Raw genomic sequence first — 24,332 nt, 5'->3', positions numbered from 1 at the left:
TTTTCTACCCCATACGTATTGCACAATATAATTTAAAAACAAAATAAAACACCATTTTATCGAACGCTGTAACGCTTGATATAACAGTGTTTTATAGAAAAATGAAAATTTACTTTTAAAAGTCAGGTAAAGATAAACCGCTTTCATTATATTTGTGAAAATAGTAACGAAAATAAATGATTTTTGTGACTTTCTTGATTTTTATTACTATTTTTACTTAATTTTCTATTTTTTAAGGTTTTTAGAAGATTTCTTCAAAAGTTGAGTAGTGATTTCAAAAAAATTCTGTTAATTTTAAGATGTACCACACGGCATTTACAAGGATGATTTATATTGTTTTCGATATTGTGATGGTGTCCGACCATAATGAAGTCGAAAACATTTCGTAAAATAACTCTGCTGATTAAATCCAACGTATTGCGCTATTTCATCGATATGCATTGATGTCGTTTTAAGCAAATTGCGTGCTGTTTCAAGGCGCAATGTCAAAACATACTTTGAAATAGATTGCCCCACTTCTTTATTAAAAAGCCTTGATAAATATGCCGGTGCTAACGAAACATTCTCTGCTAACTGCTCAAGTAAAATAGGCTGATCAAGATGCATTTCAATATACTGAATCGTTTTACTGATTGCAGGACTGTAATTTAATGATTTTACTTTCATTGCAGTCATTGCATATTCATAAATTAAATCTTTATCAATTTGCTCTAATTCTTCTAGTGTATTTGCTTCATCAATTAATGTTGCAAATCTTTTGGAGATATGATCTACCGTTAACAAGTTGACATTCGCTCTCTCAATCGCTTTACGAGAAAGTGAATTCATCAAATAACTTTTATACTTTTGATTTAACAACTCATCTCGTACTCGTTGAAGACCAGCTACTGATGCAGTCACTTGCGTATATAACTGTAAGGCATCTTCAATCAATCCATTTTCAATTGCGACAAGCATTTGATTTTCCAAGTCATAACGATGCTGTATTTGGGCAAGTGTGTAATCATATTGTGCTTTGTTTTCAGCATGAGATTCTGGTAATTCATGAAAGTTGAAGTCCACCGTTAACACTTCATCATAATGATATTTATTTTTTAAATATCGCATCGCTAAGCGTGTCATTTTAAGTGCTTGATTATATGAACAGACAGGCACTTTCAACAAATACTGCTTCAACGTGTTCATTCTCGATAATTTGATCTGTACGTTCTGAAGCATTTCTTGACATTGCTGTTCGTTTGGACGGCGCTGCAAAAAAGGACCTAAAATTATCACTTGCTCAACTTTACGGAACTTAAACATTAGGAAGTTCACATCAAATTGATTCGTATAGTGATAAATATGTTGGCTATCCATCGATGACAATAAGTGTGCTAGTTCTTTTTTATACTTTTTTCTTTTGGTATTGGTAAACGGAGACTTCAATTGTTGACTAATTCCTTTAATGTCAGACCAATCATAGCGATTGATTTCTAACATCAATAATTCAATCGCATGTGTTTTAAGCATGTCAAATGTCTCTTGTTGATACATGATACCTCACCTCATTTTTATTATAAACAATGAAAGGAACGAAAACTATGAATACTTCATTGAGTCATTTTACCCCTCAACATCAACATTTAATCTGTGTCGATTCCGACGGTTGTGGAATGGATACAATGACAATAAAACATGAACAAGCTTTTGGCCCTGCAATTATTGATATATGGCCAGAACTTGCTCCATATCGCGAAAAAATATTACAACGCTGGAATGTTTTCAACTTATACGAAATCACACGTGGCATTAATCGTTTCAAAGGATTAAGCAAAATGTTGACAGAACTACATGAAACTGGTGTGACAGTTGATGGCTATGCCGATATCAAACATTGGGTAGATACAACCCCTGTGTTTTCAAACCCTGAATTGACACGTGCCATTTTCAAAAATCCTGATCAAAAGGGCCTTAAGTATATGCTTGCATGGTCTAATAAAGTCAATGAGCGTATTGATAACCTACCAAGTGTCGGGCCTTTTCCAAATGTCCATGATGCACTCGCATACGCAAATCAATTCGCTGATATTGCCATTGTATCTTCAGCAAACTTATCTGCTGTTGATGATGAGTGGTCGACACATCGTCTGACACAATATGTGACAGGAATGTTTGCTCAAGAAGCAGGAACTAAAGAATATTGCATCGATGCTTTAAAATCCTTGTATCCTGAAGATCAAGTGATGATGATCGGAGATGCTAAGGGAGACCTTGATGCTGCCACACACAATAACGTCTATTTTTATCCTATTTTAGTTGGTAATGAAGCCACTTCTTGGCAATCTTTCAAAGAAACATATGCAGACCATTTTCGTTTAAATAATTTTGATACAACTATGCAAAAACAATTAATCAATCAATTCTATACAAACTTTGAATGAAAGGATGATTTTCATGGCAACCGTTGATTTAACAACTAAACCTTATAATTTAAATCCCACTCAAATCAATTGGGTAGAAAATACAATTAAAAATTTAACAGATGAAGAGAAAATTGGGCAACTATTTTTCAATTTATTTTCTCTAGAAGACAGCGGTGATTTTAACCAATCTGCATTAACAAATGAAGACATTTTAAAAAAATACCATATTGGTGGCGCACGTTACCAAGGCGGTAATAAGGAACAAGTCCAACAACTATTAAATCAATTACAAGCACACAGTAAACTACCGCTTCTCATCGCTGCAAACTGTGATTCTGGTGGTAACGGTGCATGTTCAGATGGGACATATATCGCATCAGCCGCACAATGTGAAGCTGCACAAAACCCCATCGTTGCCTATAACGCTGGCCTTGTATCAGGACGTGAATCAAAAGCGCTTGGTGTTAATGTCAACTTTGATCCATGTGTAGACATTTTAGAAAACTGGCGTAATACAATTGTGAATACACGTAGTTATGGAACAACAGCTGATACAGTTATTAAATATACGAATGCATTTATAGATGGCTTCCGACAAACATCTGATATGATTACTTGCATCAAACATTTCCCGGGTGATGGTACAGAAGAACGTGATCAACACCTAGTTTTAGGTGTGAATGAACAGTCTGTTGAGCAATGGGATCATAGCTTTAGAAAAGTGTATGAAAATCATATTAAAAATGGTGTAGAAATGATTATGGCAGGGCACATTGCCCTTCCTTCATATTCTAAAAAGTTAAACCCATCATTAACTGACCGTGATATTTTACCTGCTACATTATCACCAGAATTGATTACCGATCTGTTGAAAGATGATATGAACTTCAATGGTCTTGTGATAACGGACGCAAGTCATATGTTAGGTATGACAGCAGCGATGAGACGTGAAGATTATGTACCACGTGCAATTGCTGCCGGCTGTGATATGTTCTTGTTCTTTAATGATATTGAAGAAGACTTTAACTTTATGCTGAACGGCTATAAGAATGGTGTTATAACAGAAGAACGTCTACATGATGCATTACGTCGTATTTTAGGACTCAAAGCTAAAATCCACTTACCAAACCGTCAAAAAAACAATGAACTCACAGTTCCTGTCTCAGAACTCGAAGTGATTGGATGTGAGGAACATCAAAAAATGCAAAGTCAAGCAGCTGATCTAGGTATTACGCTTGTTAAAAATACGTTAAATCAACTGCCAATTCGCCCTGAAACGCATAAAAATATTCGCCTTTATATGATAGAAGGTGAAAAAGATGGTATTTATAAAGCAGATCAATCTGTCACAGATGAAATTGTTCGTATTCTAGAATCTCGTGGTTTTAACGTGACTGTGAATGATGGTTCTACAAGAATCAAAGGTAAAACATTAGCGTATCGTGAACAAGTTGATGCTGCACTCGTCTTTGCTAACATAATTGGTTATGCTGCTGAAAATAACTATCGTATCCGTTGGTCAACAGCTATGAGTAACGAAATTCCTTGGTATGTACACGAAGTCCCTACCGTCTTCGTCTCATTGAACTTCACCACACATTTACATGATGCCACAATGGTCAAAGCTTATATCAACGCATATCATTCAAATAAGACGAACTTAGAATCTGTGATTGATAAAATAATGGGTGAAAGTACATTTAAAGGTATCCCAAATGACCTTGTTTGGACCGACAAATGGCAAGCACGTTTATAAAGTTTTCAAGTAAATACTTGTAGCTGTATAAATATTATATTTCACAATATTAAAGGCACTGATTAACATAATCAGTGCCTTTAAACATTACTTATTTTAAGTGTTCATACGGGCTATTATTGGCAAATGAAAGAATTTGATCAATGAATAGTTTAGCTCGTAGCTGAAACTCATCATTTGATAAATAAAATGTACCATCTTCTCGCTTATCATAATCTGAATCGTGTGTTGCAATTTGTGTTGGTACCGCAATACCAAGTAATGAACGCACGATTAAACGTAAATGCGAAAGTGGTTCTGCACTGACGATACCACCACTGTTGTTCACTAATCCAACCGGTTTCATCTTGAAGTCATCCATTGTCAGATGGTCTAAAGCATTTTTCAAAATACCAGAGTATGAACCGTGATAGTTTGGCGTTCCTAAAATAATGAAGTCTGCTTCACGTGCTAAATTTCTCAAGCGTTCCGCATTATTTTGATAGTTTTCTGGTACTGCGTTTTGTCCAGTAAAATCTAATGTATGGAGTGGCTGTTCTGCCAAATCAAAAATTGTTACTTCTTCGTTATGTGATTCAATTTGATCTTTCAAATATTGTGCTAACGCATTCGTATGAGAACCTCGTTGTGCACTTCCTACAATAATAAGTCCTTTCATCTTTCAAAAACTCCCTTTATTTTTCTTCTTGATTTAATACATGATAAATGGCTTTTGCAACGCCACTTTCTTCATTGGAATCTGTCGTAAATGTAGCCAGTGCTTTAACTGCTTCTACACCATTCGCCATTGCGACTGGATGACCTACACGTTCTAGCATCGACGCATCATTCATATTATCTCCCACAGCCATTGCATCTCCCATATCAATATTTAATTGATCTGCAATCGCTTGAAGTGCCATTCCTTTTTGTGCTTCAGCGTGTGTCACTTCTATATTACCAATCGATGATGATGACACTGCTAAGTTCACATGTTCCGCAAGTGTTTGTTTAACACGTGCAATCTTCTCTAAATCTGTATCAAATGCTAATATTTTCATAATCAATTCACCCGGAATTGATTCGATTTGGTCATAACTTGATACAACTTTCAACGTACCATTATCAATACGCGATTGAATATGTTGACGTATCACATCTACATCTGCATGTTGCCTTGCGTGTTTAGCAATATCCACATATATCGCCAAGTCTTTCTCAGGGTCTTCCGTGTAAATGCCTCTGTTCGTATATACTTGATAGTAAACGTCTGCTTGTTTCAGTGTATTTTGAATTACATCAGACATTTCTTTATTCAAACTTGCTGTATGTACAATATTGAAACTTTCATCTCTCACTTCTGCACCGTTCAAACAAATATATGGAACTTTTAATCCAGCTTCTGTCACAGGTCTACTCGCTTCATAAAACGCACGACCTGTCGCAATCACTACCGTCACACCTTGAGATTGTGCATATTTAATAGCTTCAATATTTTCAGGTGTAATTTCATGTGATGCATTCAATAATGTCCCGTCCATATCTGTTGCAATTAACTTGACCATCACTTTTCCTCACTTTTTACTTATTCTACTTTCCTATTTTCATGATAGAAATACTCAGATACCTTTAGTTTAACAAAATTCAATCGCTTTTTTTCAAAATTTGTTTTCTTGTTTTTTGCGTTGACGTAATGTTTTAAAAAACGTTTTTAACTGCTGACTACATGAATAAGCCAATACACCTTTTACTACTTTTGCACGATGATTCATACGACTATCTTCTATGAGATTCATTAAACTCCCACTACAACCGCCTTTAGGATCTTCTGCACCATATACCACTTGATCTACTCGACTCATTACAATTGTTCCAGAGCACATCACGCATGGCTCCAACGTAACATATAACGTACATCCTTCTAAACGCCATGTGCCCAATTCACGTGCTGCCTGCTCCATTGCGAGATGTTCTGCATGCGCAGTTGGTAGCTGGATGGTTTCTCTCAAATTATGTGCACGAGCAATGACACGACCATCTTTTACAACGACGGCACCAATGGGCACTTCTCCCTTTTTCGCTGCTTGATATGCTTCATCAAGTGCAAGTGACATATAATATTCATGACTTCTCATACAGAAATAGCCTCACTTATGTTAAAATTTGTAATACTGACTACTATGAGATGGAGCGAAAACATATGACGAAACCTTTTATTGTTATTGAAGGACCGATTGGTGTTGGTAAGTCCTCACTCACACACAAGTTGAGTCAATCTTACCATTTTTATGAAGCAAAAGAAATTGTTGGGGAGAATCCTTTCCTATCTGATTTTTATGAAGATATTTCCAAATGGAGCTTTCAAACAGAAATGTTCTTTCTCTGTAATCGTTACAAAGCATATCAAGATTTGGCAGAACTTCATGACGGCATTGTATGCGACTATCATATTTATAAAAATAAAATTTTTGCACGCAATACCCTTTCTAAAACGGAATATGAGAAGTTTTCACGTATTTATGATATCTTAACCGAAGACTTAATTACACCAGACTATACCATTATCCTTGACGCAGACTTATCTGTATTGAAAAAACGCATAGCTAAGCGTGATCGTAGCTTTGAAGCACACATTGAAGATGAGTACTTATTAAAGCTTAAAGATGACTATGCGACATACTATAAGCAACTGTCTGATGAAGGGCATCAAGTATTATGGATTGATACAACAGAAATTGATTTCGTCAACAATCCAGAAGACTATGAACAAGTATTATCACGTATTAATGAATTAATCGGAGGACAAACACATGACACACTATAATATACCATCAGACGCAGTCATTACAATTGCTGGGACCGTTGGAGTTGGAAAATCATCTCTCACACGTGCGTTAGCTGATAAATTAAACTTTCGTACTTCTTATGAGAATGTCGATCATAATCCATACTTAGATAAGTTTTATGATGATTTTCGTCGTTGGAGTTTCCACTTACAAATTTACTTTTTAGCAGAACGCTTTAAAGAACAAAAACGTATGTTTGAATACGGTGGTGGCTTTATACAAGATCGCTCTATTTATGAAGATGTTGATATTTTTGCAAAAATGCATCAAGAACAAGGAACAATGACGGAAGAAGACTTTGAAACTTATTCAAACCTTTTCGATGCAATGGTGATGACACCTTACTTTCCAAAACCCGATGTGCTCATTTATTTAGAGTCTGATTATAACAATGTAATCGACCGTATCAATACACGTGGTCGTCAGATGGAAATGGACACCGACCCAGAATATTGGCAAATGTTGTTTAAACGCTATGATGATTGGATCAATCAATTCAATGCATGCCCTGTCGTGCGTGTAAATATTAATGAATATGATTTATATGAAGATCCGGATTCTATCGATAAGGTCATCGCGAAGATTTCACACATTATCCAAACACATCGTCAAATTGATCCACGATAGATATTGAACCCCCTTACTTTACACAGCAAGGGGGTATTTATTTAATATTTGATTGTGTTAATCTCTTGTGTGACACAACACTAACAATATAAAGTTGCACTGATTAGACCCATGATTACTATAAATACAACCAAGTTCGATATAAATAAAAATATCTCCTATTAAAATTACAAATAGTCTATCACTTGTGTCACATCATCTAAGACGATATCCGCTTCTTCAAATGTTGCTTCTTGTCCTAATCCTGTTCGGACGCCAATATTCTTGATACAATTCGCTTGGCGACCTGTTTCCATATCTAAGTCAGTATCGCCAATCATCACCATCTCTTCTCCTTTAACACCGTGTGACCAGAGTGGCGCTAGAAGTCGTGAATCTGGCTTTTCATAATTGTCTCCATTAGTTGAAATAACACATGCAAACATCTCTTCAAGTCCCGTTGCCGAAAGAAAATGCGATACACCATGCACATTATCACTTGTTACAATTGCCAAATGGAATCCGAGTGTTTTGAGCTTATTCAATGTTTCACGAACACCTGGAAATAACTCACTCTCAGGTATGCGTGTATCAATCAACTGTTGGCTACGCATACTCACCCAGTCATATGTCTCCATGTCTGTATACTCATTAAAGATGTGTGCCATTTGTTCTAGTGAACCTGATGCCATCACACTTCCTGGTCGAAAAGCATCTCCTTCAATACCAATGGCATCATAAACCTCAGATCGCTGTTCAATTTCAAAGTGATCACAAACATCATTGACTAACCGAACGCCTAACTTCACCCAACTTTTATCAAACTGTATGAGTGTGCCATCTTTATCAAATAATAACCATTTAATCGCCATTACAGTCACCTATTCTTGTTCTTTTTCTTTAGCATAACACGATTTCGTTTTAAAATATGATGCAAATGTTCACGTTGAAATCAAACAAGTACCTGCAATTATCCATGACCTAGAAATCTCTGGCATATGTTACTCTTCCTTTGATTGAATCAAATGTAAGTGTCCTTTTAACTCACTGACAAAATGACTTCGACCACTGTTTTTTAAAATAACAAAAGGTTTTTCTGATTTTTTCGCATATCCTTTCGCCTGTTCAGCCTTCACATGACTGATGTGCGTAATAGGAATAACAATAATATCCGATTTATTCACAACCGCTTCCACATTACACTGGCTGTCCGACTCCGTATGGTGCACTTTTCCACCACGTTGTTCCACTTCTTCTATGTAATTATTGATAAACTGACTCGCTCCAAAGATACCGACTGCAATCCCTTTAAATATTGCTTTTTCCGCATCTTCCATCTCCGTTTGTTCTTGATGTTCCTTATAATACGATGCTTTCTTTTTAATAGGTGTTGGTAAAATTTCATCTGCATCATATTTCCATCTGATTCGTGAAGTTGTATGATTGGCTGTCTGTGCAATGCTAATAATATCTTCCTTACGTATGTTAAATTTTATAATATCTTTCTCATTCAGTAGGCAAATTGGGATACTCGTTAGTTCCCCCTGCTTAAAATACTTTTTACAGACGTATCGATGGATGCTTTCATCATAATCGACAATCGCATAATCATAACTTATAATATCAAGCGCTGCAATAGTTTGGTCCTTTTCACCATTTAGTTTATGATATTTATGTCTTTGATAACCATTACCATGTTCTTCAAAAGTCAGCCGATCTCCATGCTCTAACATTTCATTTCGTACAACCGATTCAGGCACAAAGATTTTCTCTCCTGTTTCTGGATGAATACCTTCTCCACCTAATAAATGTCTTACGAAAATAAAAGTATCTTCCTGCTTTTTTGTCTCAATATTATCCGTACTTTTCTCGATCAAGCGATCTGTACAAACTTCGTCTGAAAGGACTAACTGTTCTAAATGTTTCAATACTTTTATATAATGTTTATTTTGTTTTTCTATTTTTTTAATCTCTCTGTTATTTTTAATATCTTCTATCCAAGCTTCTTTGATCAACGTTACAATTTTGTCTTTCATATCCTTGTCCATTTTGGAATCTCCAATCATGATTATTTCAAATTTGTATACTTAAAGTGCTGTTGATAAGTCAGTTTCAAAAGTAACATAGAGATGCTTGTTATATCTATTTATAAATGAAAATATCCCACATCAAAAGTCTATTCACCTTAGATGCGGGGATATCTTCACTAACTTACGATTTCAATATAAGTTTATCTTTCATAATGTGGTACAACTAAACGCCAGTTATGTGGATCGTCTAACTTACCACTCTGAATACCTGTATAGTTATCATATAAAGCTTGTGTTATCTTACCTGTTTCATTGTTGTTGATGACAATCTTTTTATCTTTGAACTGTAATTCGCCAACTGGAGAGATGACCGCTGCCGTACCTGTACCAAAGACCTCTTCCAGCTCACCTTTTTCATAGTACTCGAATAATTCATCAATTGATACACGTCGTTCTTCAACTTCATAGCCAAGCGTTTCAGCTAAAGCAAGTACAGTTTTACGTGTAATACCTGGTAAGATACTACCATTCAATGAAGGTGTTACAACTTTACCATTAATCACGAAGAAGATGTTCATACTTCCAACTTCTTCAACATATTTTTGTTCCACACCATCTAACCATAATACTTGGTCGAAACCAAGGGCATTGGCATTTGCTTGTGCCAATAAACTCGCTGCGTAGTTACCTGCAACTTTTGCGAATCCAACACCACCACGTACAGCACGTACGTATTCGTCTTCAACATAAATCTTTGTAGGGCGTAGTGAGTCCCCACCATAGTATGAACCTGATGGTGATAGAAGAATTAATAATCGGTAATTTTTAGATGGGGCTACTCCTAATATACCTTGTGTCGCAAATACAACTGGACGGATGTAAAGTGATCGACCTTCTCCTTCAGGTACCCAATCACGGTCTACGTCTACTAATTGTTTTAAACCTTCTAATAATAAATCTTCATCAATGCGTGGCATTTTTAAACGCTCTAATGAGACATTAATCCTCTTGAAGTTTTCATCTGGTCTGAATAAGACAACTTCACCGTTATGTTTATAAGCTTTTAAGCCTTCAAATACAGATTGACCATAGTGCACACTTTGTGCGGCTGGTGAAATCTCGATTGGTGCATATGGGATAATCTTCAAGTCATGCCACCCTTGACCTTCTGTATAATCAAAGCTCAACATATAATCTGTAAATACCTCTCCAAACGTTAAAGAGGATTCATCTGGCTTCTCTTTTAACGCCTGACGTTGTTCTAATTTTACTAAATCTGTCATAATAATTGCCCCCTGTAATTATGTAATACAAGCATTATATCAACTCGGTCATCATAATTCAATGAGTTTTGCGAAAATTTGATATATTCTTAAACTCTCGTTATTGCTAAAAAATGGGGCAATCACACTTCTATTCGTGCGTTACCCCATTTCTTTTAATTATGCTTTTTGATTTTCTTTCTCTCTAATACCTTCTAACATACGCTTCGTCATCGCTGTCAAATCATATTTTGGATCAAAGCCCCACTCACCACGTGCACAGCTTGTATCAATACTATCAGGCCAGCTTTCTGCAATACCTTGACGGACAGGATCGACATCATAATCTACTGTAAAGTTTGGATCATGTTCTTGAATGGCTGCTTTCACCATTTCCGGTTCAATACTCATCGCACTCAAGTTGTATGCGTTACGGTTAATCAGCTTACCGCCATCTGCTTCCATCAATTTAATAATTGCATCAATCGCATCATCCATAAACATCATATCCATATAGGTACCACGATCAATATAGCTTGTGTATTTACCTTCACGAACGGCTTGGAAGTAAATATCAACCGCATAATCCGTTGTACCGCCACCTGGTTCTTTGATGTATGAGATAAGACCTGGGAAGCGAACACTACGCGTATCTACACCAAATTTTGTAAAGTAGTAATCACATAATAACTCTCCAGAAACTTTGTTCACACCGTACATTGTGTTTGGACGTTGGATTGTAACTTGTGGTGTATTTTTCTTAGGTGTATTTGGACCAAATGCACCTATCGAGCTTGGTGTGAAGAATTGTAAATCATATTTACGTGCAGCTTCTAACGCATTGACTAAGCCACCCATATTCAAGTTCCATGCAAGCAATGGCTTTTGTTCTGCAGTTGCTGATAATAACGCAGCCATATGCATCATTGTATCTGGTTTGAAGTCCGCAATTAATTGTTCCATCTTATCTGCATCAGTGACATCTAAAATCTCAAATGGCCCTTCCGCCACGATAGAGCCGGCTTCTGGTTCACGAATATCTGTTGCTAAAACATTGTCATTCCCATAAATTTCACGACATTTTGCAACAAGTTCTGTTCCAATTTGACCTAATGCACCAGTGATAAATATTCTTTTCATAATGATTACATCTCCTAACTGTCTCTCTGATAAACACAAATGTTTTCTTGTCATGCTCATATAACATACTATTTGCATACATTATAACATTAAAGCGCTTACTTGTACACGTAGGGAAAACACTTAATGTGGGCATTTCTTAGTAATCGCTCTAAAAAAGCACAGCCACCTATATAAAGAATGACTGTGCTAATCATTATATTTTATTATGAAATGATATCTAGTTCTTTGCCTACACGTTCGTAGACAGCTAACGCCTCATCTAACATTTCTTTCGTATGTGCAGCTGTTGGCATATTACGTACACGTCCCGTACCGCGTGGTACCGTTGGGAAGACGATTGATTTAACGTATACGCCTTCTTCCATCAAACGCTTACTAAATGCTTGTGTTTTCTTCTCATCACCAATAATCACTGGTGTAATTGGTGTTTCAGATTCACCTGTATTGAAACCTAATTTATTTAAGCCTTCTTTAAGGTAGTTTGCATTGTCCCATAACTTATCATGTAACTCGGTAGATGCCATCAACTTTTTCACCGCAGTTGTAATCGCCTTAGTATCTGCTGGTGCTAAAGAAGTTGAGAATAAAAATGGACGTGATTGTACTTTTAACCAGTCAATCAGTTTTTGAGAACCTGCAACATAACCACCTACAACACCAATCGCTTTAGATAATGTACCGATTTGGAAGTCTACCTTATCTTGTAAACCAAAATGTTTCACCGTACCAGCACCTTTACCCATAACGCCTGAACCATGTGCATCATCGACATAAACCATAATGCCGTATTCTTCACAGATTTCCACAATTTCAGGTAACTTTGCAACATCACCATCCATACTGAAAACGCCATCTGTGATATACATCACTTTGTTGTATTGACCTGATTCAACAGCTTCTTTTGCTTTTTGACGCAAATCATCCATATCTGAGTGGTTCACACGAATGATTTTCGCTTTTGATAACCGACAACCATCAATGATTGAAGCATGGTTGAGTTCATCTGATAAAATCGCATCATTTTTGTTCATTACAGCTGAAATTGCTGCCATGTTACAGTTAAAACCCGATTGATAGGCAATCGCTGCTTCTGTTCCTTTAAATTCCGCCAATGTTTTTTCTAGTTCATCATGCAAATCAAGTGTTCCATTAATTGTACGAACTGCACCTGCACCGACACCATGCGAATCAACTGCTTCTTTCGCTGCCGCTTTTAAGTCTGCATCTGTCGCAAGCCCTAAATAGTTGTTTGATGATAGGTTGATATATTCTTTGCCAGCAATCTTAATTTTAGGACCATTTGCCCCTTCAATTGTGTCAATCTCGTTGTATAATCCATTATCTTTCAAATAGTTAATATTCTCTTCTAGAAAGTCGTGTAGTCTTTGTACCACGATTTATTCCCCTTTCCTATTTGCTAATACTCTTTTATCATATCGTATTTTGAACAAACTTGAAAGCACGTGTATAATTATTATCATAATATTAAAAAGGAGTAGATGACCCATGACGGATTGGTTTCAACGTGCAAGCGAGAAGGAACAGGAAACAATCGCTATACGCCGTCACTTACATCAATACCCAGAGCGCTCATTTCACGAAATAGAAACACATACCTATATTCTTAAGCGGTTAAAACAACTTGATTTCAATATTCGTGAATGTGTCGGTGAGAACGGTATTGTCGCAACGATTGGCAATTCGGAATCAGGACCTACAATCGCTTTGCGTGCAGACTTTGATGCTTTACCTATCGATGACATGAAAAATGTTCCTTATCGTTCAAAAAATCCGGGCATCATGCATGCTTGTGGTCATGATGGGCATACTGCCATCTTATTAACCGTTGCCGAACTCCTACATGAACATCAATCAGAACTAAAAGGAGCCGTTGCACTCATCTTCCAATATGGCGAAGAAGAAATGCCTGGTGGTGCACAAGGCATGATTGCTGATAATGCACTTGTCGGTGTTGACAAAGTATATGGCAATCATTTATGGAGTGGATATCCGACTGGTACAATTCACACACGCCCTGGTGCTATGATGGCGCAACCTGATGAATTTAATATTACAATTTATGGTAAAGGTGGGCATGGCGCAAAACCTCACGAGACAATTGATCCGATTGTCATCATGGCAGAGTTTATTTTAAGTACACAAAAGATTGTGTCACGTACACTTGACCCTGTTAAGCAAGCTGTTATTTCATTCGGAAAAATTGAAGCTGGTGATGCTGACAATGTCATTCCTGATACAGCACATTGTCGTGGTACTGTTCGTACATTTGACCCTGAAGTACAACAACATATTCAAACAAAATTAGAAAAATTATTAGAAGGCTTAGCTGTGGCTAATGATATCACTTATGATTTTGATTATATTAATGGGTATTTGCCTGTATACAATCATGAAGCTTCAGCTGAAATTGTTAAAATAGCAGCCAATGATTTAAACTTCCGCTACCATGATTCTGATTTAATGATGATTGGTGAGGACTTCTCTTATTACTTACATGCCTTGCCCGGTGCTTTTTTCTTTACTGGTTGTGGTAATGCAGAAAAACAAACAGATTGGCCTCACCATAGTCCTCACTTTGATATTGATGAATCAGCCATGAAATACACAGTGAGTACATTCATGAAAATATTAGAATTAGAGAATGTATTTTAAATGACGAAAAGACCTTAAATCTCAATAACTGAAATTTAAGGTCTTTTTCTAATTGTCGCAATCATTAAATTAAATCATAAAAAATAACCACCACTTTCTTTGACACGAATTGGTAGTTATTTTTTAAGTACTAATGATAGTCACCGTCTTTTTAACGGGCTCATGGGACATGTAACAGCATGTCCTATTTAGATAAAAATTTTAACATAATTTATTTTAGGACGCAATATGCATGGTTTTGTCTTATTAATTAAATAGCTTTAAATATCATCTTTGAAATTAAAATTTTTCTCTATCATTGAACCAGATAATTAATTTCTTTATTAATGTGTCATCACACGATAATCATCGTCTTTAATATACGCTATATACTCATGTTTTCACACAATTCTTATTTAATAAAAATAAATATATAGTTTTAAAAAGAACGTTGTGCTAGAATATTATCGAGCAAGTTAAGTGGATGGTGGCTATCTGAGTATAAGGAGGTGATGCCTATGAACGGCATAACTGAAATCTTTAGAAAGGAAAAGCCCGTATGGTAAGTATTGCAGACGCATTAATCTTAATGATTGCATTCGGCACTTTTGTCGTATCTTTATTAGGACTTGTTGTCGCAATAATAAAACTCGACCATAAAAAATAACCACCACTTTCTTTGACCGGAATTGGTAGTTATTTTTTAATTATCAATAATAGTCACCGTCTTTTTAACGGGCTCATGGGACATGTAACAGCATGTCCCTTTTATATTTTAAATGTAGCATAGTTTACTTTTTTATGCAATACATCGTCAATTGGAATACATACAAAAAGGCTAGCGCAAACGCGCTAGCCTTTTCTATTATCTCAAAGATAAAGTTTTATCTTATTTGTGGATTTCAGTTACAACACCTGATCCAACAGTACGTCCACCTTCACGGATAGAGAAACGAGTACCGTCTTCGATAGCGATTGGAGAAATTAATTCAACTTCCATTTCAACGTTATCGCCAGGCATTACCATTTCAGTACCTTCTGGTAAGTTAACAACACCAGTTACGTCAGTAGTACGGAAATAGAATTGTGGGCGGTAGTTAGAGAAGAATGGAGTGTGACGTCCACCTTCGTCTTTTGATAATACGTAAACTTCCGCTTTAAATTTTGTGTGTGGAGTAATAGAACCTGGAGCTGCTAATACTTGACCACGTTGTACATCTTCACGTGAAACACCACGTAATAATGCACCAATGTTGTCACCAGCTTCAGCGTAGTCTAATAACTTACGGAACATTTCTACACCAGTAACAGTTGTTTTAGCTGATTCATCAGTTAAACCGATGATTTCAACTTCTTCACCAACTTTGATTTGACCACGTTCAACACGGCCAGTAGCTACTGTACCACGACCAGTGATTGAGAATACGTCCTCAACTGGCATCATGAATGGTTTGTCAGAATCACGTTCTGGAGTTGGGATGTACTCGTCAACAGCTTTCATTAATTCTAAGATTTTTTCTTCGTATGCAGCATCGCCTTCTAAAGCTTTTAATGCTGAACCAGCGATTACAGGTACGTCATCGCCTGGGAAGTCGTATTCAGATAATAAGTCACGAACTTCCATTTCAACTAATTCTAATAATTCTTCATCGTCAACCATGTCAACTTTGTTTAAGAATACTACTAATGCTGGTACACCAACGTTACGTGATAATAAGATGTGCTCACGAGTTTGTGGCATTGGACCGTCAGCAGCAGATACTACTAAGATACCACCGTCCATTTGTGCAGCACCAGTGATCATGTTTTTAACATAGTCAGCGTGACCTGGGCAGTCAACGTGCGCATAGTGACGTGTTTCAGTTTGGTATTCGATGTGTGAAGTATTGATTGTGATACCACGCTCTTTTTCTTCTGGAGCGTTGTCAATCATGTCGTATGATTGAGCTTCACTGTCACCGTGTTTTGCTAATACAGTTGCGATAGCAGCTGTTAAAGTAGTTTTACCATGGTCAACGTGACCGATAGTACCAATATTGGCATGTGTTTTTGAGCGATCAAATTTTTCTTTTGCCATTATGAAATCTCTCCTATTCAAATTAAGAATTATATTTTTTAATATGTCTCATGAAAGTTACTCACTTTCATGAGGCATATTTTCTTTATTACCTTTATAAATCATTTTGATGAAAAAATCAATTTATAAACAAGTGATAATTACATGTGTGAATTATTCACCTTTGTTCTTTTTGATGATTTCCTCAGAAATTGATTTTGGTACTTCTGCATAATGATCAAAGTACATTGTGTAAGTACCACGACCTTGTGTATTTGAACGTAATGATGTTGCATAACCGAACATTTCTGAAAGTGGAACATAAGCGTTAACAACTTGTGCGTTACCGCGTGCTTCCATACCATCAACGCGTCCACGGCGTGCTGTTACGTCACCCATGATATCGCCTAGGTATTCTTCAGGCATTTCGATTGTAACTTTCATCATTGGTTCTAAGATGACAGGGTCACATTTTTTAGCAGCTTCTTTAAGTGCTAATGATGCAGCAATTTTGAAGGCCATTTCAGATGAATCGACATCATGGTATGAACCATCAAATAATTTTGCTTTTACATCGATTAATGGATATCCAGCTAATACACCGTTCTCCATTGCGTCTTTAAGACCTTGTTCAACTGATGGGATGTATTCACGAGGAACAACACCACCAACGATAGCGTTTTCGAATTCGAAACCTTCACCAGTTTCGTTAGGTGTGAATTCGATGTGAACGTCACCGTATTGACCACGACCACCAGATTGACGAGAGAATTTACCTTGTACTGCAGCTGATTGTTTGAACGTTTCACGGTAAGATACCATTGGCGCACCAACGTTAGCTTCTACATTAAATTCTTTCTTCATACGGTCAACGATAATGTCAAGGTGAAGCTCACCCATACCACCGATGATAACTTGACCAGTTTCTTCATTAGTATGTGCTTTGAATGTTGGGTCTTCTTCTTGTAATTTTTGTAAAGCTTGTGCCATTTTATCTTGGTCAGCTTTTGATTTAGGTTCAACTGACAAGTGAATTACAGGCTCTGGGAATTCCATTGACTCAAGGATGATATCATTTTTCTCACCACAAAGTGTGTCACCAGTTGCAGTGTCTTTAAGACCTACTGCAGCAGCGATATCACCAGAGTATACAGTGCCAATCTCTTCACGAGAGTTCGCATGCATTTGTAGGATACGACCTACACGTTCACGTTTGTCTTTAGTTGAGTTTTTAACATATGAACCTGAAGTTAATGTACCTGAGTACACACGGAAGAATGTTAATTTACCAACGTAAGGGTCAGTCATAACTTTGAATGCTAATGCTGCGAATTCTGCATCATCGTCAGCTTTAGCAATTACTTCTTCTTCAGGGTTATCAGAACGATGACCAACGATAGGTTTTACGTCTAATGGTGATGGTAAGTAGTCAATAACTGCGTCCAACATTAATTGAACACCTTTGTTTTTGAATGCTGTACCACATAATACTGGGTAGAATTCAACATCTGTTGTTGCTTGACGGATAGCGTCTTTAAGCTCTTCAACAGTTAATTCTTCTCCACCTAAGTATTTTTCCATTAAATCATCGTTTGTCTCAGCAACTGCCTCGATTAACGCTTCACGAGCTTCTTCAGCGCGTTCTTGGTGATCTGCTGGGATTTCGATTTCTTCAATTTCAGTACCTAAGTCGTTGTTGTATTTGAAACATTTCATTGTAACTAAGTCAATGATTGCTTCAAATTCATCTTCAGCACCGATTGGTAATTGAATAGGTGCTGCGTTCGCTTGTAAACGGTCATGTAAAGTGCTTACTGCATATTCAAAGTTTGCACCCATTTTGTCCATTTTGTTTACAAATACGATACGTGGTACACCGTATGTTGTTGCTTGACGCCAAACTGTTTCAGTTTGAGGTTCTACACCTGATTGTGCGTCAAGTACTGTTACTGCACCATCAAGTACACGTAATGAACGTTCAACTTCAACCGTGAAGTCTACGTGTCCAGGTGTATCGATGATGTTTACGCGGTGACCATTCCATGCAGCTGTTGTTGCAGCTGATGTGATTGTGATACCACGGTCTTGCTCTTGTTCCATCCAGTCCATTTGTGAAGCACCTTCATGTGTTTCACCAATTTTATGAATACGGCCAGTGTAATAAAGAATACGTTCAGTAGTCGTCGTTTTACCAGCATCGATGTGAGCCATGATACCGATATTACGAGTGTTCTTCAACGAAAAGTCTCTTGCCATGGGTATTCTTTCTCCTTCCAGATAATGGATTATATAGTCAGATATAGCTTTACCCTAAGCAGGCATAAGACAAACACCAAACTGCTAGGCAGCCTGTTGACAGATGTCTATACGATATGTGCTCAGGGGATTAGCGTTTATCTTACCAGCGGTAGTGAGCGAATGCTTTGTTCGCTTCTGCCATTTTGTGTGTGTCTTCACGTTTCTTAACGGCTCCACCAGTGTTGTTGGCTGCGTCTAAGATTTCGTTAGCTAAACGTTCCTCCATAGTTTTTTCACCACGAAGACGCGCATAGTTTACTAACCAACGTAAACCTAAAGTAGTACGACGCTCTGGACGAACTTCTACAGGTACTTGGTAGTTAGAACCACCTACACGGCGTGCTTTAACTTCAAGTACTGGCATAATGTTGTTGATTGCTTCATCGAATACTTCCATTGCATCACGACCAGAACGTTCTTGAACTAAGTCGAATGCTGAGTAAAGAATACGTTGAGCAGTCCCACGCTTACCATCTAACATAATTTTGTTAATTAATTTTGTAACTAATTTAGAGTTGTGAATTGGATCTGGTAACACATCTCTTTTAGGTACTGATCCTTTACGAGGCATAATACAAGTCCTCCCTTCCTATTATAATTAATTGTTGTTCTATTTGAGTTTAATGTCGATTAAACTTATTTTTTAGGTTTTTTAGTTCCGTATAATGAACGGCTTTGCATACGACCTTCAACACCTGAAGTATCTAATGCACCACGTACGATATGGTAACGCACACCAGGTAAGTCTTTTACACGTCCACCACGTACAAGTACAACACTGTGCTCTTGTAAGTTGTGTCCGATACCAGGGATATATGCATTGATTTCAATGTTGTTTGATAAACGCACACGCGCATATTTACGTAACGCAGAGTTTGGTTTCTTAGGTGTCATTGTACCCACACGTGTACAAACACCACGTTTTTGTGGTGAATTTAACTTAGTGAATTGTTTTTTCTGACTGTTGAAACCTCTATTTAAAGCAGGTGAGTCTGATTTTTTAGTTTTGCTCTGTCTTGGTTTACGTACTAATTGGTTAATAGTAGGCATTTTTCGTCCTCCTCTCTTGTTCTCTTAATTCCACACATCCAGGTGGTTCATTTTTAAGTTAAATAAAATTTAGTAAGCATTATACTTACTAATCTCATTTCAGTAATGCAACGACTGTTGCCTTTACCTTTATACCAACATGTTCTCCAAGTGCTTGTCGACTTGGGAAGAACGTAATAGGTATCATATTTTGATTGGCAAAGCTTAACACGCGTGCTAATAAATGAATATTAACATCTTCTCCTATAATCAATTGCTTGACTTGTTGTCTCTTTAACGCTTTGAGCGTTTGCTTGAGTCCAACAACATAGGATTCATTATCTAAGCGTGTGACTTTTTCATTAGACATTCTCATATCCTCCAAAGTACTGCTTGCATCAACCTTTACTATATTATCATCTCTATCAACAGTTCGTCAACACTTATTACTAATAAAACGTAGGTTTTTGTAGCTATGACAGTACCTGCTATTTCTTTTTCATATATAGAAGAAAAGAGATGGGGCTGCGTTTGCCCCATTCTCTATAACTATATAATTACTCAGTGATGAGTTGTGATTCTGTGTTTTCTGTTGCTTCTTCTTTTTCGATAGATACGTCACTATAACGTCTCATACCTGTACCAGCAGGAATCAACTTACCGATGATAACGTTCTCTTTCAAGCCGAGTAAGTCATCGCGTTTTCCTTTGATCGCTGCGTCAGTAAGGACACGTGTCGTTTCTTGGAATGAAGCCGCAGATAAGAAGCTTTCTGTTTCAAGTGACGCTTTCGTGATACCAAGTAATACTGGTTTTGCAGTCGCTGGGCGTTTACGCTCTTTGAATGCATCACGGTTAGCATCTGTGAAGTGATGGATGTCTACTAATGAACCTGGTAATAACTTCGTATCACCAGCTTCAATGATACGTACTTTACGTAACATTTGACGTACCATGACTTCAACGTGTTTATCGTCAATTTCTACACCTTGCATACGGTAAACTTTTTGTACTTCTTTAAGTAAGTACGCTTCAGTTGCTGTTAAACCAGCTACTGCCAAGTAATTTTTCGGCTCAATTGAACCTTCAGTTAAAACTTCACCGCGTTCAACAGATTGTCCGATTTCTACTTTTAAGCGTGATGTACCTGATGCAAGGTAAGAACGTGTTTCGTTGGCACCTTTGATCACGATCTCTTGTTGTCTATCTTTGCCAACTGTAATGTTGTCTACCACACCTTCGATTTCAGTGATCACGGCTTGACCTTTCGGGTTACGTGCTTCAAAGATTTCTTGGATACGAGGTAAACCTTGTGTGATATCGCTACCAGCTACCCCACCAGTGTGGAATGTACGCATTGTTAACTGAGTACCAGGCTCACCGATTGATTGAGCGGCAATCGTACCAACTGCTTCGCCCACTTCAACTTTTTCACCTGTCGCTAAGTTTTTACCGTAACATTTTTCACATACACCATGACGTGTGTTACATGTAAATGCTGAGCGAATGTACATTTGTTCAATGCCTGCATCTGTAATTTCTTTTGCGATTTCAGCTGTGATTAATTCGTCTGGACGAATGATAACTTTGTCAGTCTCTGGGTGACGAATTGTTTCTTTAGAGTAACGACCTTCAACACGCTCGATGAATGGTTCAATCATTTCTGTACCTTCTTTGATATCTGAAACGAGTAAACCACGGTCAGTACCACAATCTTCTTCACGCACGATAACATCTTGTGCAACGTCAACAAGACGACGTGTTAAGTAACCTGAGTCGGCTGTCTTAAGTGCTGTATCGGCAAGACCTTTACGCGCACCGTGAGTTGAGATGAAGTATTCTAATACTGTTAAACCTTCACGGAATGATGATGTGATAGGAAGTTCGATGATTTTACCAGATGGTGCGGCCATCAGACCACGCATACCCGCAAGCTGCGTGAAGTTAGATGCGTTACCACGGGCACCTGAGTCACTCATCATAAAGATTGGGTTTGTTTTATCAAGAGATTTCATCAGTTTCTCTTGGATTCTATCTTTCGCTTGTGTCCAAATTTCAATAACCGCATTATAACGTTCTTCTTCTGTTAATAAACCACGGCTAAATTGTTTTTGTACACGTTCAACAAGTTTTTCTGATTCATCTAAGATTTCTTGTTTGTCTGGTAATACAACGATGTCAGCAACACCAACTGTAATACCCGCTTTTGATGAGTACTTGAATCCTAAGTCTTTCATCAAGTCAAGCATCATAGATGTATCTGTAATGCTGAAACGGTTAAACACTTCTGCGATGATGTTACCTAAGAATTTTTTGTTGAATGGTGGGACAAGATCTGTCTTCTCGAAGTATTCTTTCAATCCACCTTCACCTAGTTCAGTTGCATCGACAAAATATTTGTCTGGTGTGTTCTTCTCTAGGTTTGTCGCTGTTGGTTCGTTAATATATGCAAATGAATCTGGAATGATTTCATTGAAAATAACTTTACCAACAGAAGTTGTTAGGATTTTACGGTTTTGTTCTTCCGTAAATGTTGGGTTATTGAATGAACCTGCTTGTACCCCTATACGTGTATGCAAATGTACATAGCCATTTGCATAAGCTTTAAGCACTTCGTTTGTATCGTTAAATAACAAGCCTGTGTTTACAGCATCTTTACGCTCTAAAGTTAAGTAGTAGTTACCAAGTACCATATCCTGAGATGGCGTTACGACTGGTTTACCGTCTTTAGGGTTCAAGATGTTTTGAGCGGCAAGCATTAACATGCGTGCTTCTGCTTGTGCTTCTTTTGATAATGGTACGTGAACCGCCATTTGGTCACCGTCAAAGTCAGCGTTATAAGCTGTTGTAACAAGTGGATGCAGACGGATTGCGCGACCTTCAACAAGTGTTGGTTCGAATGCTTGGATACCAAGTCTGTGAAGCGTTGGTGCACGGTTAAGTAATACTGGGTGTTCAACGATAACATCTTCTAAAACATCCCATACTTCGTCTTCCATACGCTCAATTTTGCTTTTCGCATTTTTGATGTTTGTCGCAATTTCACGTTGAACTAATTCTTTCATAACGAAAGGTTTGAAGAGTTCAAGTGCCATTTCTTTTGGCAAACCACATTGGTACATTTTCAAGTTAGGACCAACGGCGATAACTGAACGACCTGAATAGTCAACACGTTTACCAAGTAAGTTTTGACGGAAACGTCCTTGTTTACCTTTTAACATGTGTGACAATGATTTGAGTGGACGGTTACCCGGACCTGTTACCGGACGACCACGACGACCGTTGTCGATTAAAGCATCAACAGCTTCTTGTAACATACGTTTTTCGTTTTGAACGATGATGCCAGGTGCACCAAGGTCTAATAAACGTTTTAAACGGTTGTTACGATTGATAACACGACGGTATAAGTCGTTCAAGTCACTTGTCGCAAAACGACCACCATCAAGTTGAACCATTGGACGAATCTCAGGTGGGATGATTGGAAGTACGTCTAAAATCATCCAAGCTGGGTTGTTTCCTGAGTTACGGAAAGATTCTACAACTTCAAGGCGTTTAATCGCACGTGTCAATCGTTGACCTGTCGCAGATTCTAACTCATCACGTAAAAGTCGAAGTTCTTCGTCTAAGTCAATTTCTTCTAAAAGGTCTTTGATTCCCTCAGCACCCATTTTAGCTGTGAATTGACCAGGGAACTTATCGTAATAGTCACGGTACTCTGCTTCAGAAAGTAATGATTTTTTCTCTAAACCTGTTGGACCTGGATCTACCACAACATATGAAGCAAAGTAAATGACTTCTTCTAATGAACGTGGTGACATATCTAATAATAATCCCATGCGACTTGGAATACCTTTGAAATACCAAATATGTGATACAGGTGCTGCAAGTTCGATGTGACCCATACGCTCACGACGTACTTTTGATTTTGTTACTTCTACACCACAACGGTCACAAATCATACCTTTGTAACGTACACGCTTGTACTTACCACAACTACATTCCCAGTCTTTTGTTGGTCCGAAAATTCTTTCACAGAATAAACCATCTTTTTCTGGTTTTAACGTACGGTAGTTGATTGTTTCTGGTTTTTTAACTTCACCTCTTGACCATTTACGGATTTTTTCTGGTGAAGCGAGTCCTATTTTCATGTAATGGAATTTATTTACATCAATCAAGGAGCCTACCTCCTTTAGTTTAAATTAGCTATGCAAATTGATTGATAACAACATCTTATTTATATCGTTATTGTATAACTGAGATATTCATCCAAAAC

Annotated in this window: 21 protein-coding genes; 6 read left to right on the top strand and 15 right to left on the bottom strand. The window is 37.4% G+C overall.

Annotated elements, in window-relative coordinates:
- Nucleotides 1–315: 315 nt before the first annotated feature.
- Nucleotides 316–1,533 carry a helix-turn-helix domain-containing protein gene (locus tag C7J88_RS08315; protein ID WP_095115255.1) on the bottom strand — a complete coding sequence of 406 codons (1,218 nt, stop codon included), beginning with the start codon at nt 1,531–1,533 and terminating at the stop codon, nt 316–318.
- Between the two features lie 47 nt (nt 1,534–1,580).
- On the opposite strand from C7J88_RS08315, the gene C7J88_RS08310 reads away from it, so the two are divergent.
- Nucleotides 1,581–2,420, top strand: coding sequence for an HAD family hydrolase (locus C7J88_RS08310; protein ID WP_095115253.1), 840 nt, complete (start codon nt 1,581–1,583; stop codon nt 2,418–2,420).
- Between the two features lie 13 nt (nt 2,421–2,433).
- Nucleotides 2,434–4,158 carry a glycoside hydrolase family 3 protein gene (locus C7J88_RS08305; protein WP_095115252.1) on the top strand — a complete coding sequence of 575 codons (1,725 nt, stop codon included), beginning with the start codon at nt 2,434–2,436 and terminating at the stop codon, nt 4,156–4,158.
- A gap of 91 nt (nt 4,159–4,249) precedes the next feature.
- Here the strand turns inward: C7J88_RS08305 and C7J88_RS08300 are convergent, their stop codons facing one another.
- From C7J88_RS08300 to tadA, 3 genes are all read right to left on the bottom strand, one after another.
- Nucleotides 4,250–4,816: an NADPH-dependent FMN reductase gene (locus tag C7J88_RS08300; protein ID WP_095115251.1), complete on the bottom strand. Its 567-nt coding sequence runs from the start codon at nt 4,814–4,816 to the stop codon at nt 4,250–4,252.
- Nucleotides 4,817–4,832: 16 nt separating this feature from the next.
- Complete coding sequence (locus C7J88_RS08295; RefSeq protein WP_095115250.1) at nt 4,833–5,702, bottom strand: Cof-type HAD-IIB family hydrolase; 870 nt, start codon at nt 5,700–5,702, stop codon at nt 4,833–4,835.
- A 93-nt stretch (nt 5,703–5,795) separates the two neighbouring features.
- Nucleotides 5,796–6,272, bottom strand: coding sequence for a tRNA adenosine(34) deaminase TadA (gene tadA / locus C7J88_RS08290; RefSeq protein ID WP_095115248.1), 477 nt, complete (start codon nt 6,270–6,272; stop codon nt 5,796–5,798).
- Nucleotides 6,273–6,337: 65 nt separating this feature from the next.
- Here tadA and C7J88_RS08285 point away from each other — a divergent pair, with 65 nt between their 5' ends.
- Together C7J88_RS08285 and C7J88_RS08280 are read left to right on the top strand one after the other, a co-directional pair.
- Nucleotides 6,338–6,961: a deoxynucleoside kinase gene (locus C7J88_RS08285; RefSeq protein WP_095115247.1), complete on the top strand. Its 624-nt coding sequence runs from the start codon at nt 6,338–6,340 to the stop codon at nt 6,959–6,961.
- On the top strand, nt 6,948–7,610 hold the full coding sequence (locus tag C7J88_RS08280) for a deoxynucleoside kinase (RefSeq protein ID WP_095115246.1): 663 nt from the start codon (nt 6,948–6,950) through the stop codon (nt 7,608–7,610). The genes C7J88_RS08285 and C7J88_RS08280 overlap by 14 nt, the downstream gene beginning before the upstream one ends.
- 167 nt (nt 7,611–7,777) lie before the next feature.
- Here C7J88_RS08280 and C7J88_RS08275 read toward each other — a convergent pair whose 3' ends face one another.
- From C7J88_RS08275 to C7J88_RS08255, 5 genes are all read right to left on the bottom strand, one after another.
- On the bottom strand, nt 7,778–8,461 hold the full coding sequence (locus C7J88_RS08275) for an HAD family hydrolase (RefSeq protein WP_095115244.1): 684 nt from the start codon (nt 8,459–8,461) through the stop codon (nt 7,778–7,780).
- A 129-nt stretch (nt 8,462–8,590) separates the two neighbouring features.
- A complete protein-coding gene (locus C7J88_RS08270; protein ID WP_095115242.1) occupies nt 8,591–9,655 on the bottom strand; it encodes a DUF2325 domain-containing protein in 1,065 nt (354 codons plus the stop codon).
- 164 nt (nt 9,656–9,819) lie between these two features.
- Nucleotides 9,820–10,902, bottom strand: a complete 1,083-nt coding sequence (locus C7J88_RS08265; protein WP_095115241.1) for a branched-chain amino acid aminotransferase — start codon at nt 10,900–10,902, stop codon at nt 9,820–9,822.
- A 159-nt stretch (nt 10,903–11,061) separates the two neighbouring features.
- The gene (locus C7J88_RS08260; RefSeq protein WP_095115239.1) at nt 11,062–12,021 is read right to left on the bottom strand and encodes an NAD-dependent epimerase/dehydratase family protein; all 960 of its coding nucleotides are present in this window, start codon (nt 12,019–12,021) and stop codon (nt 11,062–11,064) included.
- A gap of 206 nt (nt 12,022–12,227) precedes the next feature.
- Nucleotides 12,228–13,418 (bottom strand): glycine C-acetyltransferase, encoded by a 1,191-nt coding sequence (locus C7J88_RS08255; protein WP_095115238.1) that lies wholly within the window; start codon nt 13,416–13,418, stop codon nt 12,228–12,230.
- Between the two features lie 112 nt (nt 13,419–13,530).
- Here C7J88_RS08255 and C7J88_RS08250 point away from each other — a divergent pair, with 112 nt between their 5' ends.
- Nucleotides 13,531–14,697 carry an amidohydrolase gene (locus tag C7J88_RS08250; RefSeq protein ID WP_095115236.1) on the top strand — a complete coding sequence of 389 codons (1,167 nt, stop codon included), beginning with the start codon at nt 13,531–13,533 and terminating at the stop codon, nt 14,695–14,697.
- Between the two features lie 538 nt (nt 14,698–15,235).
- Entirely contained in the window at nt 15,236–15,343 is a 108-nt protein-coding gene (locus C7J88_RS08245; RefSeq protein WP_095115235.1) for a putative holin-like toxin, read from the top strand.
- Nucleotides 15,344–15,565: 222 nt separating this feature from the next.
- On the opposite strand, the gene tuf is transcribed toward C7J88_RS08245, so the two are convergent.
- The 6 genes from tuf to rpoC form a co-directional block, all read right to left on the bottom strand.
- Nucleotides 15,566–16,753, bottom strand: coding sequence for an elongation factor Tu (gene tuf / locus C7J88_RS08240; RefSeq protein WP_095115234.1), 1,188 nt, complete (start codon nt 16,751–16,753; stop codon nt 15,566–15,568).
- A gap of 153 nt (nt 16,754–16,906) precedes the next feature.
- Nucleotides 16,907–18,988 carry an elongation factor G gene (gene fusA / locus C7J88_RS08235; protein ID WP_095115233.1) on the bottom strand — a complete coding sequence of 694 codons (2,082 nt, stop codon included), beginning with the start codon at nt 18,986–18,988 and terminating at the stop codon, nt 16,907–16,909.
- A 142-nt stretch (nt 18,989–19,130) separates the two neighbouring features.
- Complete coding sequence (gene rpsG / locus C7J88_RS08230) at nt 19,131–19,601, bottom strand: 30S ribosomal protein S7 (RefSeq protein WP_014614746.1); 471 nt, start codon at nt 19,599–19,601, stop codon at nt 19,131–19,133.
- 65 nt (nt 19,602–19,666) lie between these two features.
- Complete coding sequence (gene rpsL, locus C7J88_RS08225) at nt 19,667–20,080, bottom strand: 30S ribosomal protein S12 (protein WP_044359258.1); 414 nt, start codon at nt 20,078–20,080, stop codon at nt 19,667–19,669.
- A 94-nt stretch (nt 20,081–20,174) separates the two neighbouring features.
- The gene (locus C7J88_RS08220) at nt 20,175–20,429 is read right to left on the bottom strand and encodes a ribosomal L7Ae/L30e/S12e/Gadd45 family protein (protein ID WP_095115232.1); all 255 of its coding nucleotides are present in this window, start codon (nt 20,427–20,429) and stop codon (nt 20,175–20,177) included.
- 187 nt (nt 20,430–20,616) lie between these two features.
- A complete protein-coding gene (rpoC, locus tag C7J88_RS08215; protein ID WP_095115230.1) occupies nt 20,617–24,234 on the bottom strand; it encodes a DNA-directed RNA polymerase subunit beta' in 3,618 nt (1,205 codons plus the stop codon).
- Between the last annotated feature and the right edge of the window lie 98 nt (nt 24,235–24,332).

The organism is Staphylococcus muscae, from assembly GCF_003019275.1.
Classification (GTDB): Bacteria; Bacillota; Bacilli; order Staphylococcales; family Staphylococcaceae; genus Staphylococcus; species Staphylococcus muscae.
The sequence above is the reverse complement of the archived record's forward strand: the minus strand, read 5'-3'. Positions and strand labels throughout refer to the sequence as shown.